13 protein-coding genes are annotated in these 15,604 nt (G+C 69.9%); 6 read left to right on the top strand and 7 right to left on the bottom strand.

Annotation, left to right across the window (positions count from 1 at the left end; genetic code table 11):
- Positions 1-40 precede the first annotated feature (40 nt).
- The gene (locus TSH64_RS02080) at positions 41-2,323 is read right to left on the bottom strand and encodes a heavy metal translocating P-type ATPase (protein WP_109095248.1); all 2,283 of its coding nucleotides are present in this window, start codon (positions 2,321-2,323) and stop codon (positions 41-43) included.
- Positions 2,324-2,414: 91 nt separating this feature from the next.
- On the opposite strand from TSH64_RS02080, the gene TSH64_RS02075 reads away from it, so the two are divergent.
- Together TSH64_RS02075 and TSH64_RS02070 are read left to right on the top strand one after the other, a co-directional pair.
- A complete protein-coding gene (locus TSH64_RS02075; RefSeq protein WP_109095283.1) occupies positions 2,415-2,861 on the top strand; it encodes a helix-turn-helix domain-containing protein in 447 nt (148 codons plus the stop codon).
- Between the two features lie 270 nt (positions 2,862-3,131).
- Positions 3,132-5,381, top strand: a complete 2,250-nt coding sequence (locus tag TSH64_RS02070) for a hybrid sensor histidine kinase/response regulator (protein ID WP_109095247.1) — start codon at positions 3,132-3,134, stop codon at positions 5,379-5,381.
- A 27-nt stretch (positions 5,382-5,408) separates the two neighbouring features.
- Here the strand turns inward: TSH64_RS02070 and TSH64_RS02065 are convergent, their stop codons facing one another.
- From TSH64_RS02065 to TSH64_RS02045, 5 genes are all read right to left on the bottom strand, one after another.
- A complete protein-coding gene (locus tag TSH64_RS02065) occupies positions 5,409-6,842 on the bottom strand; it encodes a tetratricopeptide repeat protein (RefSeq protein WP_109095246.1) in 1,434 nt (477 codons plus the stop codon).
- A gap of 68 nt (positions 6,843-6,910) precedes the next feature.
- On the bottom strand, positions 6,911-8,143 hold the full coding sequence (locus TSH64_RS02060; protein WP_109095245.1) for a D-alanyl-D-alanine carboxypeptidase family protein: 1,233 nt from the start codon (positions 8,141-8,143) through the stop codon (positions 6,911-6,913).
- 14 nt (positions 8,144-8,157) lie between these two features.
- Positions 8,158-9,813, bottom strand: coding sequence for a PAS domain S-box protein (locus TSH64_RS02055; protein WP_109095244.1), 1,656 nt, complete (start codon positions 9,811-9,813; stop codon positions 8,158-8,160).
- Between the two features lie 291 nt (positions 9,814-10,104).
- On the bottom strand, positions 10,105-10,638 hold the full coding sequence (gene infC / locus TSH64_RS02050; RefSeq protein WP_081506050.1) for a translation initiation factor IF-3: 534 nt from the start codon (positions 10,636-10,638) through the stop codon (positions 10,105-10,107).
- Positions 10,639-10,693: 55 nt separating this feature from the next.
- Positions 10,694-10,906 carry a hypothetical protein gene (locus TSH64_RS02045; protein ID WP_109095243.1) on the bottom strand — a complete coding sequence of 71 codons (213 nt, stop codon included), beginning with the start codon at positions 10,904-10,906 and terminating at the stop codon, positions 10,694-10,696.
- 402 nt (positions 10,907-11,308) lie between these two features.
- Here TSH64_RS02045 and TSH64_RS02040 point away from each other — a divergent pair, with 402 nt between their 5' ends.
- Genes TSH64_RS02040 through TSH64_RS02030 form a run of 3 tightly spaced genes read left to right on the top strand, consistent with a single transcriptional unit; the run spans position 11,309 to position 12,934 of the window.
- The gene (locus TSH64_RS02040; protein ID WP_109095242.1) at positions 11,309-12,226 is read left to right on the top strand and encodes a neutral zinc metallopeptidase; all 918 of its coding nucleotides are present in this window, start codon (positions 11,309-11,311) and stop codon (positions 12,224-12,226) included.
- A 38-nt stretch (positions 12,227-12,264) separates the two neighbouring features.
- Complete coding sequence (locus TSH64_RS02035) at positions 12,265-12,609, top strand: type II toxin-antitoxin system RelE/ParE family toxin (protein WP_282188091.1); 345 nt, start codon at positions 12,265-12,267, stop codon at positions 12,607-12,609.
- 7 nt (positions 12,610-12,616) lie between these two features.
- Positions 12,617-12,934: a HigA family addiction module antitoxin gene (locus TSH64_RS02030; RefSeq protein ID WP_109095240.1), complete on the top strand. Its 318-nt coding sequence runs from the start codon at positions 12,617-12,619 to the stop codon at positions 12,932-12,934.
- Here TSH64_RS02030 and TSH64_RS02025 read toward each other — a convergent pair.
- Positions 12,931-13,752, bottom strand: a complete 822-nt coding sequence (locus TSH64_RS02025; protein WP_247872683.1) for a hypothetical protein — start codon at positions 13,750-13,752, stop codon at positions 12,931-12,933. The genes TSH64_RS02030 and TSH64_RS02025 overlap by 4 nt on opposite strands.
- A gap of 245 nt (positions 13,753-13,997) precedes the next feature.
- Here TSH64_RS02025 and TSH64_RS02020 point away from each other — a divergent pair, with 245 nt between their 5' ends.
- Positions 13,998-15,362, top strand: a complete 1,365-nt coding sequence (locus TSH64_RS02020; RefSeq protein WP_109095238.1) for a nucleotide sugar dehydrogenase — start codon at positions 13,998-14,000, stop codon at positions 15,360-15,362.
- The last annotated feature ends 242 nt before the right edge of the window (positions 15,363-15,604 follow it).

The following is a 15,604-nucleotide window of genomic DNA, read 5'->3' as shown; positions in this document are numbered from 1 at the left end:
AGAATTTCTCCTAATAGAATCAATGTATTGTCCATCACGCTCACGGGCGGACGGACAGAAGGCGCAGGGCGTTGGCGGTGACCAGCACGGTGGCACCGGTGTCCGCCAGGATCGCGGGCCACAGCCCGGTGACACCAAGCACGGTGGTGAGCAGGAAGACCGCCTTCAAGCCCAGGGCCAGTGCGATGTTTTGACGTATATTGGCCATGGTGCGGCGGGACAGCGCCACCATGGCGGCCACGTCGCCGACCCGGCCGTGCAGGATGGCGGCGTCGGCCGTCTCCAGCGCCACGTCGGTGCCGCCGCCCATCGCGATGCCGACATCGGCGGCGGCGAGCGCCGGGGCGTCGTTGATGCCGTCGCCGACCTTCGCCACCCGCTGCCCTCGGGCCTGGAGATCGCGGACGATGCGCAGCTTGTCGTCCGGCAGCAGTTCGGCATGCGCCGGCATCCCCAGCATCCCGGCGACCGCCCCGGCGGTGCGGGCATTGTCGCCGGTCACCATCAGCGAGCGGATGCCGGCGCGCTCCAGCGCCTCGATCCCGCTGCGGGCATCGGGGCGCGGCTCGTCGCGCATGGCGATCAGTCCGGCGGGGATACCGTCGACCAGCAGGACCGAGACCGTCTTGCCCGCCTCGGCGAAGGCGGCGGCCTGGTCCGCCGGTGCCGCACCCAGCGACGATGCCGCAGCCTGGGGCGACAGCAGGGCCAGCAGGCGGCCATCCACTTTGCCGGTCAGGCCGGCACCAGGAAGGGCGGTGACCTCGCCTGCCGCTGGCGGGGCGATGCCGCGTTCGGCCGCCGCGGCCAGGATGGCACGGGCCAGCGGATGGCTCGACCCGGCCTCCAGCGCCGCGGCATCGGCCAGCAGTTCCGTCTCGCTGCCCTGCAAGGGGATCAGGTCGGTGACGCGCGGCTTGCCCTCCGTCAGGGTGCCGGTCTTGTCGAAGGCGACGGTGGTGATGCGGCTCAACGCCTCCAGCACGGCGCCGCCCTTCAGCAGCAGCCCGCGCCGGGCGCCACTCGACAGGCCGGCGGCGATGGCCGCCGGTGTGGAGATCACCAACGCGCAGGGGCAGCCGATCAGCAGCACCGCCAGGGCGCGGTAGATCCACTCCGTCCAGTCGCCGTCGAAAAGCAGCGGCGGTACCACGGCGACCAGCGCCGCCACCCCGACGATGCCCGGCGTGTAGACGCGGGCGAAGCGGTCGATCAGCCGCTCGGTCGGGGCCTTGCTCGCCTGCGCCTCCTCCACCAGCCGGACGATGCGGGCGATGGTGTTGTCGCGCGCCGCCGCGGTGACGCGGACGCGCAACACGCCGTCGGCGTTGATGGTGCCGGCAAAGACCTCGTCGCCTTCGGCCTTCGGCTTCGGCACGCTTTCGCCGGTGACGGGGGATTCGTCGACCGCGCTGCGGCCGGACAGCACGACACCGTCGGCCGCCACCCGGTCGCCCGGCCGCACCAGGATGACCGAGCCCACCGCCAGCCCGGCGGCGGGAACGGAGTGCGGGGCGGCGCCGTCCTGCTCCAGCAAGGCCGTGTCGGGAACCAGCGCGGTCAGGCCGCGGATGCCGGCCCGCGCCCGGCCGGCCGCCACCCCCTCCAGCAATTCGCCGACCAGGAAGAGGACCAGGACCGTCGCCGCCTCCTCCACCGCACCGATCAGCAGCGCGCCGATGGCGGCGACCGTCATCAGCATCTCGATGGAGAAGGGCGTTCCGGCCCGTGCCGCCGCCAGGGCGCGGCGGGCGACCGGAACCAGCCCGACCAGCAGCGCCAGCGGGAAGGCCCAGGGCTCCGCCGCCGGCACCAGCAGTCCCAGCGCCGTCGCGGCGGCCAGGGCCGCGCCGGCCGCCAGGGTCAGCCGAGCCTTGCGTCCCCGCCACCAGGGCGCTTCGGACGCATCGTCGTGGCCATGGGAATGGTTGTGGGAATGGCTGTGGGAGGGCCCATGGGAATGATCATGGGAGTGAGCGTGAGAATGCGGCTGGGCCTCGGCCCCGCAGCAGCCCCCGCCGCGGCTTGACGGTCCGGCCTCCACCACCGGATCGGCAGGGGTGGCGCCGTAACCAAGCGCCGTCAGTGGACGGACCACCGCATCGGCGCCCAGCATGTTCTCATGCGAGACGGTCACCGTCCCGGCGGGCACCGACACCCGCACCTCATGGATCCCCGGCACCCGGCGCAGCGCCGTCTCGATCTTGGCGGCGCAGGAGCCGCAGTCCATGCCGGACACCCGGTAGCGGCTGGTGCGCAGGGCGGTAGCGGCCTGCGTCCCGGCCGGAGGATCGGGAAAGGAATCGGAAATCGGTCCGTGCATGGAAGACGCTCCTCGATCATGGCCGTTGCCGGCAGCTCTTCCAAAGCCTAGATCCTCCAGTGACTGGAGGATCAAGAGGGAAATGCCGACCATGTCCAGCCTGCCCGCCACCCCGCCATCCCCCCTGACCATCGGGGCGCTCGCCAAGCAGACCGGCGTGAAGATCCCGACCATCCGCTATTACGAGAGCATCGGCCTGCTGCCGGAAGCGCCGCGCACCGACAGCAACCGGCGCACTTACGACGGCGGGTCGGTCCGCCGCCTGCGCTTCATCCGCCATGCCCGTGAGCTGGGGTTCGAGGTGGAGGCGATCCGCCAACTGCTGGCCATGGCCGATGATCCGGGCCAGCCCTGCCGGGACGCCGACCTGCTGGCCCGCACCCATCTGGCCGAGATCGAGTCCCGGATCGCCCGGCTGGAAGCCCTGCGCGACGAGGTGCGGCGGATGGTGGAGGGCTGCGCCCAGGATCAGGTGCGCAGCTGCCACGTGATCGAGGTGCTGGCCGACCACACCCACTGCCTGCATGACCGGCATTGAAGTTTGCCGGCACTGAAACCCTGACTGCGCTGAAAACCTTGGCCTGGGCGAAGCACCGTAGCGGGCGGAGGCACCCTATGACCTGGAACCGGTTGCCCAGGGGGCCACGGGGTTTATAGTCAAGCTCATGCAGTGTCGAAACCTTCCGTAACTCCGGCAGGCGCCACAAGGTGGCCTGCAAGGGGGATCGGATCGCATGGCGACGATAAAGGGAGCAGGCTCAAGCATGAGTGGGGGAGCGGCGGCAAAGGCGGACCGGAAGCGGGCGTCATGCTGCGGCTCCTGAAGGAAAGCCGCCCGCTCCAGCGCATCGGGGCGCTCGGCATCGGCCTGCTGGCGGTTCTGTGCGGCGGCACGGCGATGGTCCTGGACCGGCTGCATGGCGAGACGGTGACCGAGGCGATGCTGGGCCTGCGCACGCTCAACGCCTCGCTGGCCGAGCAGACGGCGCGCACCATCGAAGGGATCGACCTGACCGTCAGCGGGATCGCCGACCAAATCCCGCTTGAGAACCGGCGCAGCGCCGAAGCCTTCAGCCGGCTGCGGACGGACCGGCAGGTTCATGAAATCCTGAAGGCCAAGGCGTCCGGCCTGCCGCAGATGGAGGCGCTGAGCCTGATCGCCGCCGACGGCACCCTGGTCAATTTCACCCGCCGGTTCCCGGCCCCGGCGCTCGACCTGTCCCGGCGCGACTATTATCTGGCGCTCAAGGATGCCGATCCGGGACGCGCCTACCTCAGCCGGCCGACGCAGAGCCTGGTCACCCGGGACTGGACGCTCTACATCGCGCGGCGCGTGAACGCCCCGGACGGCGGGCTGGCCGGGCTGGTCGTCGGGGTCATCCGCCTGTCCTATTTCGAGCAGTTCTACCGCAGCCTTCATGTGACGCCGGGCAGCGGCTTCAGCCTGTGGTGGCGCGACGGCATGCTGCTGGCGCGCTTCCCGCCAACACCGGACAGGATCGGAACCGTCGCCACCGAACCGATCATCGACAGTCAGCTCTCCCAGTCCGGCATCGCCGCGACCACCCTGAAAAGTTCGATCGACGGCGAGGAGCGCATCCTGTCAGTCCAGCAGTTGCGCAACTACCCGCTGGTCGTCGCGGTCAGCCGGACGCGCGGGGAAATTCTGGCGCGCTGGGAGAGTCAGGCGGTCGTCATCGCCGCCGCCGGGCTGGTCAGCGCGGTGGCGCTCGCCCTGATGCTGTGGGCGATGGCCCGCCAGTTCCTGGCCTACGAGACCGCCAACCGCGCGCTCGGCGAGCGGCGGCAGGCGGTGGAGGCCCGCGACGAGGCGGAGGAGCATGTCCGCCAATTGCAGAAGATGGAGGCGTTGGGCCAGCTGACCGGCGGCGTCGCCCACGACTTCAACAATCTGCTCCAGGCGGTGCGCTCCAGCCTGCACATGTTGGAGGCCGGCGGCGAACTGCGCGGGGCGGAGAGCCGCCGGGCGCTGGAGATCGCAAGCCAGGCGGTCGACCGCGGCGCCACCCTGACCCAGCATCTGCTGGCCTTCGCCCGCCGTCAGCGGCTGGCCCCGGCGCCGGTCGATCTCGGCACCCAGGTGGCGGGGATGGCGACGCTGCTGGAACGCACGCTGGGCGGCGCCATCCGCATCCGCATCGACCGCGACGCCGATGTGCCGCCGGCGCTGGTCGATCCCCACCAGTTCGACATCGCCCTGCTGAACCTCGCCATCAACGCCCGCGACGCCATGCCGGACGGCGGCACCCTGACCATTACCGTCACCAGCCTGCCGGTTGGGATGGCGTGCGAGGAGGCTTCCCCCGCCCTCACGCCCGGCGGCTATGTCGCCGTGACCGTGCGCGACAGCGGGTCGGGCATGCCGCCCGACATTCTGGCGCGGGCCTGCGAACCCTTCTTCACCACCAAGCCGGTCGGGCAGGGCAGCGGGCTGGGGCTGAGCATGGTGCATGGCCTGACCGCCCAGTCAGGCGGCGGCATCCGGCTGGAAAGCCATCCCGGCCTGGGCACCGCGGTGACGCTGTACCTGCCCCACGCTCCGGTGGAAAGCCCAGCAGAAGCCAGGCCAGAAATCAGGCCGGGAAGCAGGGTGGATGCGACCGGCGGCCCGGCGGCCTCCACCGGAACCGCCCCCCTGCCCGTGCCGTCCGCCGCCCTTCGCATCCTGCTGGTCGAGGACGACGCCCTGGTCCGCATGGCGAATGCCGCGGCGCTGGACGAGGCCGGCCTCATGGTGTCGGAGGCCGCCGGCGGCGAGGAGGCCCTGGCTTTGCTGGAAGCGGACGAGGGCATCGGCGTGCTGGTCACCGACTTCGCCATGCCCGGCATGACCGGCGCCGACCTGACCCGCCTCGTCCGTCGTCACCGCCCCGGCCTGCCGGTCCTGATCGTCACCGGCTATGCCGAAAAGGCGGTGCTGCAGGATCTGGGGCGCGAGCCCGGCATCCGCATCTTGTCCAAGCCCATTCCGCCATCGGCCCTGATCGGGCACATCATGACGGCATTGCAGGACTCCCGCGCCGGTATCGGGTGCTGAGCCGGGTGCCGAGATCGCACACCGGCGTCAGGTGTCCTTCAGGCAAGCCCCCACATGGGTGAAGCGGAAGCGCGCATCGATCGGCACATCGGGAAAGGGCAGCCCATGGCCGTCATGGGCGCTGTCATGCACGAGGCAGCAGCCCTCAATCAGCGGCCAGACGACCCGGCCAAGGAAGCGCTGGTCCCGCAAGCGTCCGTCTTCGGCGCGGGCGGCAACCTCCGCCAGAGGAGCCATCGGCGGCAGAATGCCGGCCCGCCCGCCCCACATGCCGGCCAGCATCAGATCGGTGTGCATGATGTGGTCGCGCATGACATGGAAGGGGAGGCCGGAGGCCAGCCAGGCATCCACTGCGGCCCGCTCCCGGCTGTTCAAACGGGAATCGGCGTCGCGGCACAGGAAATGGCTGACCGTCGGATCGTCGGAGACGAGGAAGCGCCAGAACAGGCCGCGCACCGGTCCGCTGCCCGCGTCCATGGCGACCAGTTCCGCCCCCGCCGCGGCCAGCTCGCCGAGAACGGATGCCGGCACGGACTCGTCATGGTGGATGCGGCAGGTCCAGCCCGGATAGAACTCGGCCGCAAGCCGGACATTCTCCAGCGCGCCCTGCATGTACAGGGATGCGGAGCCCCACAGGCTGAAACTGATGATCCGCCGCGTCCGGCCGTCCTGCGAAGCTGCGGGAACCGGCGCCACTCCGACGCCCTGCCGCCCCTTCCGCGCCGCTTTCGCCTTCCGCGTCAGGACCGCACAGGCTTCGCTTGCCGCCTCCGCCATCCGCCCGCAGTGGAAAAGCGTCGCGACGAGGTATTCCTGCGTATCCAGATGATCGGGGACGAGGGTCCCGGCACACCGGAAGGCGGTCGCCGCCTCCGCCATCCGCCCGGCATTGCAGGCGGCGACCCCGGAATTGTACCAGACGAGGTGCGAGGACGGGGACAGCGCCAGGACGGCGCGGTAAGCCGCCAAGGCGGCCTCCCAGTCCTGCCGGTCGAAGCGGGCATCCGCCAGCCCGGTGCGGATGCGGAGATCGCCGGGACGCAAACGCGACGCCTCGGCGAAGGCCGCCTCGGTGGCGGTCGGATCGCGGCCGTCCAGGCAACGTGCGCCATGATCCAGCAGCAGGCCGGACAGCAGCTCGGCAGCCTGCGGCGCGCCCAGGACATGCGCCCGCCGGTAGGCGTGCATCGCGTCCCCGGTGCGGCCGGCGGCACGCAGCAGATTGCCGTAATTGAGGAGATACTCCGCGGAGTCCGGTCGCCGGGCCACGGCTCCGGCGACCCGGGCCAGTCCCTCCTCCAGGCGCCCGGTCTGGCCCATCAGGATACCGGACAGATGAAGCGCGTCCGGATAGTCCGGCTCGGCCTCCAGCACACGGGCATAGAGGGTTTCCGCCTCGGCAAACCGTCCTGCGGCGTGCAGATCAAACGCCAGAAGAGTCGCTTCGGAGAGGGTGGCCATCGCCCCCTACATAGCCGAGAACAGGCCCCCGATCCAAAGCGAAATCCAAAGACGCCGTCCGCGGCGCGTCACCGGTCCTGAAGCGCGAAGCAGCCCTTCCCGGCCGTCTTCAGGGCGGCGCAGGCCGCATCGGCCTTCGTCGCGGCAAAGCCGGTCAGCCGGGCCTTGTAGAGACCGCCGGACCGCACGACCGCAGCGCTGGTGCCGGCGGCAAGGGCGCCCAGGCGCTTGGCCGTGGCGCGGGCGCTGCTCTGTGCGGCGGCATGGCTGGCGAAGGCGCCGACCTGGATGGACCAGGGACCGCCAATGGGGGGACCACCAGTGGATTTCGCAGCGGGGGGCGGCTTCACCACCGGGGCGCCCACGCTCACCGCCGTGCTGCGCTGGGCGATCGAAGCGCTGTTCTTGGTAATCAGCAGATCCGGCTGCACGGGCGCCGGTTTGGCCGGGCTGGTCGGGCGTTTGAAGCCGGCATCCAGCAGGTCGGCAACCCGGTCGTCGCGGGAGTTGGCGCTGTGGCCGCCCATCACCACCGCGATCAGGCGGCGGCCGTCCCGCACCGCCGAGGCGGCGAGGTTGAAGCCGGAAGCGGCGATGTAGCCGGTCTTGATGCCGTCCATGCCGGGGTAGCGCGCCATCAGGCGGTTGTGGCCATAGACCGTGTCACCCTGCCAGTCGAAGCTGCGGCGCTGGAAATAGGCGTAATGGCGGGCGTGGCCGCGGATCAGCGCGCGGGAGAGGATCGCCATGTCGCGCGCCGTTGTCCGCTGTAGCCGGTCGGGCAAGCCCGACGCGTTGCGGAAGACCGTGCGGCGCATGCCGATCGCCCGGGCACGGGCGGTCATCTTCGCGGCGAAGGCGGTCTCGCTGCCGCCCAGCGCCTCCCCCAGCACCACCGCGACGTCGTTGGCCGAGCGGGTGACCAGCGCCAGGATCGCCTGCTCCACCGTGATGGTGCTGCCGGGGGCCAGCCACAGCCGCGACGGCGGCATCGACGCGGCATGCTGCGACACCACGAGGCTCTGGTCCAGCCGCAGCGTGCCGCGTTCCAGCGCCTCGAAGGTCAGCATCAGCGTCATCATCTTCGTCAGCGATGCCGGATAGGTCAGGGTGTCGGCATTGCGCCCCTGCAGGACCGTGCCGCTGCCGGCGTCCATCAGGATTTCCGCCGCGACCGGCAGGGGAGTCTTTTTCGCCGAGCGCTTGGCCAAGGCCGGCAGGGGCGTCAGCAGGACCGCGACCAGAGCCGTGAGGACGGTCAGGGAGAGCAGCAGCGTCGAGACGCGGGCGAGCGGGTGCATCGTCTCAGGTCTCCCTAGATGCCGTCGGAAGGGCCGTCGGACAGAAGCTTCCGCACCATGGCGCGGAAGGCGTCGACTGCCACGGGCTTGACCAGCATGCGCATGTTGTGGCCAAGCCCATCCTCGCCGTCGCCGTGCCTGTCGTCCAGGGCTTGAAAGGCATAGCCGGTCAGGAACAGGACCTTCAGATCGGGATAGTGCGCCTGCGCCGCCTCCGCCAGTTGACGGCCGTTCAGGCCGGGCAGCCCGACATCGGTCACCAGCAGGTCGACCGGCGGATTTGCCCCGGCTTTGTCTTTGGTTCCCGCTTGGGCATTTGTCAGTCGGGCAAGCGCCGAGGTGCCGTCGGCGGCTTCCAGCGTGGTGTAGCCGTCGCTCTCCAGCACCTCCACCAGCAGCATGCGGACCAGCTCCTCGTCCTCCACCACCAGCACGGTGCCCCGCCCGGTCCGGCCGGGCGGCAGCGCCGGCACGGCGGCGGGCTGCGCCTGTCCGGTGGAAGCGGCGGCGGCATGATCGCGCGGCAGGTGGAGATGCACCGCGGTGCCGCGGCCGACCGCGCTGTCGATGCGGACGAAGCCCCCGGACTGGCGGGCGAAACCGTAGAGCTGGCTCAGCCCCAGGCCGGTGCCCTGGCCGATCGGCTTGGTGGTGAAGAAGGGCTCGAAGACGCGGGCCAGCACGTCGGGCGGCATGCCGGTCCCGCTGTCGCGCACGGTCAGCACCGCATAATCGCCGGCCTGCACCCCGGGATCGTTGACGAGGTCGGCCGGTGAAAAAGCGGCATTGGCGGTCTCCACCGTCACGCATCCGCCCTCCGGCATGGCGTCGCGGGCGTTGATCACCAGATTCAGCAGGGCGCTCTCGATCTGGTTCACGTCGGCATGGACCGGCCACAGCGGCTCCGCCAGCCGCCGCTCCAGCCGGATCTGCTCGCCCACCGAGCGGCCCAGCAGATCCCACAGCCCGGCCACAAGCCCGTTCAGCTCGACGCGCTCCGGCTTCAGCGGCTGGCGCCGGGCGAAGGCCAGCAGGCGCCGGGTCAGGGTGGCGGCCCGGTCCACCGCGGCGCGGGCGGTGGCGGTGAAGGGGGCGATGTCGCTGCGCCCGACCGACAGCCGCTGGTCGATCAGCTCCAGGCTGCTGCTGATCGCCTGCAGCAGGTTGTTGAAGTCATGGGCGACGCCGCCGGTCAGCTGGCCGACCGCCTCCATCTTCTGAGCCTGGGCCAGGGCCTCGCGCGCCTCATCCAGCGCCTGCTGGGCCTTGCGGCGCTCGGTGATGTCGCGGGTGACCTTGGCGAAGCCGCGCAAGGTCCCGGTCTCGTCACGGATCGGGTCGATGACGACGCTGGCCCAGAAGCGGGTGCCGTCCTTGCGCAGGCGCCAGCCCTCCGCCTCGAACCTGCCCTCCGACAGGGCGGTGGCGAGCGCGCGCTGCGGCATGTCGGCGGCACGGTCCTCCGGCGTGTAGAAACTGGAGAAATGCCGGCCGATGATCTCGTCGGCGGCATAGCCCTTCATCCGGGCCGCCCCGGCATTCCAGCTGCGGACGATGCCGGCGGGATCGAGCATGAAGATCGCATAGTCGACCACGCTCTGGACCAGCAGGCGGAACTGCCGTTCGCCGGAGATGGGCTCCCAGGCGGGCGCGACACGTTCGTCCTTCATAACAACGACTTTCCGGAACACAGGGGGGAGTGAGACACGGGAAGTGCGATGATTCCCGTTCGACGCCGACGGGGTCAATAACCCAATGCGAATAGTCGGGTATTATTCCGCCGCATCACGCGGGATGTTCCGGGATTAATCCGGCGCGATTTGAGGGCGGGAAAATTTGATAATAGAGAAATTCGCGGGGGAATTTACGGTCGGGACGGAAAACGGCCGTCACGAGAAAGGAGCAGGCACGAGAAAGGGGCGGGGCGGCGAACCGCCCCGCGAGATCCCTTTGGTCCAGGCTCAGCGCGGGGCCAGCACCATGACCATCATGCGGCCTTCGACCCGGGGCATCTGCTCGACCTTGGCGATGTCCTGGAGCTGGTCACGCACGCGGACGAGCACGTTCAGACCGAGATCCTGGTGCGCCATCTCGCGACCGCGGAAGCGCATGGTCATCTTGACCTTGTCGCCTTCCTCGATAAAGCGGATGGCGGAACGCATCTTCACGTCATAATCGTGATCGTCGATGTTCGGCCGAAGTTTGATTTCCTTCAGCTCGATGATCTTCTGCTTCTTCCGCGCCTCGTTGGCCTTCTTCTGCTCCTCGAAACGGAACTTGCCGTAATCGAGGATCTTGCAGACAGGCGGATCCGCCTGGGGCGCCACTTCGACGAGGTCGAGGTCGGCATCCGCGGCGGCTTCCAGCGCTTGGCGGAGCGGCACCACGCCGACCATCTCGCCGTCGGCGCCGACGAGGCGGACCATACGGGCGGTGATTTCACGGTTGAGGCGCGGGCCTTCGCGGACGGGGTCCGCGTCGTAGAGCTTGGCTATGGTGATCTCCTATAGTCGTGGATGGGTAGAAAAGGACGAGCCCGGGCCGATAGGATCAGCCCAGGATGTCGAGCACAATCTGCCGCAGTTCGCCCCGGGTCAAGCCGGACGGCTCAGGCTTGGAGCGAAAATCGGGCTTTTTGCTTTCAGCTGCGGCGAATTGGCCAGCGGAGAGGCGGGTAGAGGCCAGATGGACCGGCGCAAGCGCGGGCTGGGCGGCAAAATGGCGAGCGGTCTGCGAAAGGGCGGAAACGATCGGGGTCGTCATGAAAATCCTCCAGGCCGGATGGGCGGACCGATGGATTTCGGTGCCGGCCGGCTCTTGTTCGTGTGTGGCGTCGTGAAACGGGAGCCGCGGCGGCGCAACACCGCCGCAGGAGACTCCGATAAAGTAAAACAGGCCCCGGCATGGGCATGTTCCAAACGGCCGGCGCCCCCACGAAGGCTCTCTCCCGCCGGGGCGGGAAAGGTGGGGGGGCGGCACAGCCCGAGCGGTTCTGCCCAGACGGTCTTCGGCCAGTCTCCAGATGGGGAGCGGGGTGGGATTTTCAAGCCGTTCCGCACCGACTCCCCGTCTTACCGCCGGACCCGCAGGGAACGTGGGAAGCCCTTGATGGTTTCGTCTCCACCGGACCTGACGATCGGGACGGGCGGGCGAAGGAGGGCGGCGATGCGGTGGCAGGGCGGACGGGAAAGCGAAAATGTCGAGGACCGCCGCGGACAGGGAGGCCTGGGCGGCAGGCTAGGCGGCGGCGGGCTCGGGGGAGGGGGCATCCGCATCGGCGCGGGCGGGCTGGGCGTCGGCGGCGTCATCGTGGTGCTGCTGGTCTCGATGGTGCTGGGGGTCGATCCCACGGTGCTGCTGGGCGGCGGCGAGCAGGGAGACCGGACCACCGCAGACCGCACCCAGATCGGCGAGGCCGCTCCGCGCAGCCAGGGCGACGACGAGCTGAAGCGCTTCGTCTCCGTCGTGCTGGCCGATACCGAGGACACCTGGCAGGGCCTGTTCCAGCAGATGGGGCGCCAGTACCAGGACCCGACGCTGGTGCTGTTCACCGGCACGGTGGCGTCGGGCTGCGGCCGGGCCCAGGCGGCGATGGGGCCCTTCTACTGCCCGATGGACCGTAAGCTCTACATCGACCTCGGCTTCTACCGCGAGCTGCGCGACCGCTTCCAGGCCCCGGGCGACTTCGCCCAGGCCTACGTCATCGCCCACGAGGTCGGCCACCATGTGCAGAACCTGCTGGGCATCTCCGACAAGGTGCAGGCGGCCCAGCAGCGGGCGGGCGGCCAAGCCGAGGCCAACGCCCTGTCGGTGCGGCTGGAACTGCAGGCCGACTGCTTCGCCGGCATCTGGGGCAACCACGCCAACCGCGACCGCAAGATGCTGGAGCCCGGCGACGTCGAGGAGGCGCTGACCGCCGCCAGTGCCATCGGCGACGACCGCCTGCAACGTCAGGCGCGCGGCACCGTCAGCCCCGACAGCTTCACCCACGGCAGCTCCGCCCAGCGCGTCCGCTGGTTCCGCACCGGCCTGGAAAGCGGCCGCCTGGAAGCCTGCGACACCTTCGGCACGGACCGGCTGTGAGGGGGCGGGCTTGACCGTTATCCGTAACGTAACACATAATGATCCGCGAGAGGACGCGGATGCCGATCAGAAACTGTGTGGACAAGCGGACGGCCGATTTCATGGCCGGCAAGCGGGTGAGGGAGTTCCAGTCTTTTGAGCGCCAAGCCGCCAAGGCATTGACCAAGCTTCAGGCGGCCACCCGGCTGATGGATCTCCGGCATCCTCCGTCCAACCGTTTCGAAGCGCTGGGCGGGGAACGGAAGGGCCAGTACAGCATCCGGATCAACGACCAGTGGCGTGTCTGTTTCCGCTGGGCCGTGGTTGGAGACGCGCAGGCCGATGCCGACCTTCTGACCGTGCCAGGAGAGCCTTACGACGTCGCAATCGCCGATTATCACTGAGGTTTCCATGAGCCATCCCGCTGTCGACAACCTGCCTCCCATCCACCCCGGCGAGTTCCTGCGCGACGAGCTGGAGGCGCTCGGCCTGAGCGCCCGCCGCTTTGCCGAGCATATTGGCGTGCCGCCCAACGCGGTGACCGGGATCATGAACGGCGAGCGGCGGATCACCGCACCGATGGCGCTGAGGCTGGGCAAGGCTTTCGGAACCGACGCGCGCTATTGGAGCAATCTGCAGAGCATCTTCGAAACCAAGGTCGCGCGGGCGGAAATCGGCGATGCGCTGGACGCCATCAAGCCGCTGCCGCATCTGGATAAGGCGGCTTAACCTCCCGGCCCGCGCATGAGCCGCAGATAGTCGAGAACGCGGGCGGTGCGCCAGTCGGGGTCGGCCCAGCAGGCGGCTTCCCGGGCGCGGCGGCAGGCGGCGACCGCCTCCAGCCGGGGCTGGCCGGTCAGCGGGCGCAGGTCGGCGGGGATGGCGGCGAGGCAGCTGGCGGCAAGGTCGGCGGGCGAGGCGGGGCCGGTCTCCAGCCAGCGTTCGGCCTGCTCGAACCGGTCGCGGCACATCAGCGCGATCATGTAGTCGCAGGCCGATTGCAGGCCGGGCGCCAGCCGGCCGGGACTGACCGACAGCACCGGCAGCAGCGGGGCAAGCGTCGGCGCCAGATGGTTGGCATAGAGCGTCGCCCCCCAGTAGCGCTCCGCCGTCTGCCGGAAATGGTCGAGGTCGCGCACCGGCACCAGGCCGGACTCCGCGACCGGCAGGATCTCCACCTTCGGCTTGGTGACCACCACCGTGTCGTTCGACACATCGACATAGAGCGCCCCGATCTGGAGCGCGTTCTGGAAATACTGCCCGCGCAGGACTCCCCAGACGCTGTGCAGCACGCCGCCCCCCTCGACGAAGGCGCGCAGCGCGCGCTCCACCGGGCCGGCCGGCTGGGCCAGACGCTGCGACAGGCGGGCGAAGAGGTCGCGGGTGATCTCCTCGCAGCGGCCATAGGGATAGGGCTTGCCGCCGGCCGGTGGCAGGCCGGCAAGCGCCCGGTCGCTCTCCTCGCGCAGCGCCATGAAATAGCCGAAGAGGGCCGCCGGGTCGCCGCCCAGATGGAGGGCGGTCAGCGCCGACTGGCGGTCATCCACCGGGGCGATCTCTTGCGGAAGGAGGGGTGGGTGCCGGGCTGTCATGGCGGGTTGGGTCTGGGCGAGGGAAGTCCAAGGAGTCCGGGGAGGGTGGCACCCTTCACGGTCCCGGCGCCAGAGTTTCCGATCCCCGGCACCAATACGGAGCGGGGGGTTGCGCAAAGCATGCCGCCCGTCACACATTCCGGCGGCCGCAGGCGGGACAGCCGTCCGGGCGGTCCAGTCCTTTCGAACGGAACGGCACGATGAGCACAGCGGACACCCAGCCCGACATGCAGGCACCCGACATCCAGTCCCTGGAAGGCGCCTATCGCGGCCGCAGCGCGCGGGTGGCGGTGGTCGGGCTCGGCTATGTCGGGCTGCCGCTGGCCCTGGCGCTGACCGGGGCCGGCTTCAGCGTCACCGGCTTCGACATCGACCCGGCCAAGGCGGCGGCGCTGAACGGCGGGCGCTCCTACATCCGGCAGATCGCCGACGGCCGTGTCGCCCAGGCGGCGGCGACCGGGCGGTTCCGGGCGACGACCGATGCCGACGCATTCGCCGCCTGCGACGCCGTGATCGTCTGCGTCCCCACCCCGCTGTCGCCCCAGCGCGAGCCGGACCTGAGCTTCGTCGAGGCCTCCACCCGGCTGATCCGCGACCGGCTGCGCCGCGGCCAGCTGGTGGTCCTGGAATCGACCACCTGGCCCGGCACCACCGACGAGGTGATGCGGCCGATCCTGGAGGAGACCGGGCTGGCCAGCGGTCGCGACTTCTTCCTGGCCTATTCGCCCGAGCGCGAGGATCCTGGCAATATCAGCTTCACCACCAGCACCATCCCCAAGGTGGTCGGCGGCGACGACGAGGGCGCGCGCCGGCTGGCGGTGGCGCTCTACGAGCAGGTGGTGCCGCAGGTGGTGCCGGTGTCGGGCACGCGGGCGGCGGAGGCGACCAAGCTGACCGAGAACATCTTCCGCTCGGTCAACATCGCCCTGGTGAACGAGCTGAAGATCGTCTTCGAACCGATGGGCATCGACATCTGGGAGGTGATCGAAGCGGCGAAGACCAAGCCCTTCGGCTTCATGCCCTTCTATCCCGGCCCCGGGCTGGGCGGCCACTGCATCCCGATCGACCCCTTCTACCTGACTTGGAAGGCCCGCGAATACCAGATCTCCACCCGCTTCATCGAGCTGGCGGGAGAGGTCAACACGATGATGCCGCGCCATGTGGTGGACCGGCTGGCCCTGGCGCTCGACCGGCAGGCCGGGATCGGGCTCAGCCGGTCGCGCATCCTGCTGGTCGGCATGGCCTACAAGAAGAACGTCGACGACAGCCGGGAGTCGCCGGGGCTGCGGCTGATGGAGATGCTGCTGGAGCGCGGGGCCGCGGTCGACTACCACGACCCCTTCATCCCCGTGCTGCCGGTCACCCGCGAGCATGCCGCCCTCGCCGGCCGGCGCTCCGTCGAGTGGACGGCGGAGCGGCTCGCCGGCTTCGACGCGGCGGTGATCGTCACCGACCATGACGGCATCGACTGGCAGAGCCTCGCCGCCCACTGCCCGCTGGTGGTCGACACCCGCAACGCCATGCGGGCGGTCGAGGGCTTCGCCGACCGCATCGTGAAGGCCTGAAGCGCGGGGCAGAGCCGCAGGCGGCTGCAACAGCGTGGAACGTGCCGGGCGGCGGCGTTCCATCGGCAGGGCCGACGGGAGAGACCGCTGGAACAGCGTGAAACACGCCAAGCGGCGGCGTTCCATCCGCCGGATGGGCAAGGGTTCAACGCCGGGGCCGGATGGAACGCTGTGAAACAGGCCGGACGGCAGCGTTCCATCGGTTGGGAAAATCCCCCTCCCATGCCCTGGCGCAGGCGATC

Origin of the sequence: Azospirillum sp. TSH64, from assembly GCF_003116035.1 — a bacterium.
Classification (GTDB): Bacteria; Pseudomonadota; Alphaproteobacteria; order Azospirillales; family Azospirillaceae; genus Azospirillum.
The sequence above is the reverse complement of the archived record's forward strand: the minus strand, read 5'-3'. Positions and strand labels throughout refer to the sequence as shown.

Excerpts from the sequence above, each read along its gene's own strand:
- TSH64_RS02080 (WP_109095248.1), bottom strand. The coding sequence starts at position 2,323 with ATGCACGGACCGATTTCCGATTCCTTTCCCGATCCTCCGGCCGGGACG.
- TSH64_RS02075 (WP_109095283.1), top strand. The coding sequence starts at position 2,415 with ATGTCCAGCCTGCCCGCCACCCCGCCATCCCCCCTGACCATCGGGGCG.
- TSH64_RS02070 (WP_109095247.1), top strand. The coding sequence starts at position 3,132 with ATGCTGCGGCTCCTGAAGGAAAGCCGCCCGCTCCAGCGCATCGGGGCG.
- TSH64_RS02065 (WP_109095246.1), bottom strand. The coding sequence starts at position 6,842 with ATGGCCACCCTCTCCGAAGCGACTCTTCTGGCGTTTGATCTGCACGCC.
- TSH64_RS02060 (WP_109095245.1), bottom strand. The coding sequence starts at position 8,143 with ATGCACCCGCTCGCCCGCGTCTCGACGCTGCTGCTCTCCCTGACCGTC.
- TSH64_RS02055 (WP_109095244.1), bottom strand. The coding sequence starts at position 9,813 with ATGAAGGACGAACGTGTCGCGCCCGCCTGGGAGCCCATCTCCGGCGAA.
- TSH64_RS02045 (WP_109095243.1), bottom strand. The coding sequence starts at position 10,906 with ATGACGACCCCGATCGTTTCCGCCCTTTCGCAGACCGCTCGCCATTTT.
- TSH64_RS02040 (WP_109095242.1), top strand. The coding sequence starts at position 11,309 with ATGCGGTGGCAGGGCGGACGGGAAAGCGAAAATGTCGAGGACCGCCGC.
- TSH64_RS02035 (WP_282188091.1), top strand. The coding sequence starts at position 12,265 with ATGATCCGCGAGAGGACGCGGATGCCGATCAGAAACTGTGTGGACAAG.
- TSH64_RS02030 (WP_109095240.1), top strand. The coding sequence starts at position 12,617 with ATGAGCCATCCCGCTGTCGACAACCTGCCTCCCATCCACCCCGGCGAG.
- TSH64_RS02020 (WP_109095238.1), top strand. The coding sequence starts at position 13,998 with ATGAGCACAGCGGACACCCAGCCCGACATGCAGGCACCCGACATCCAG.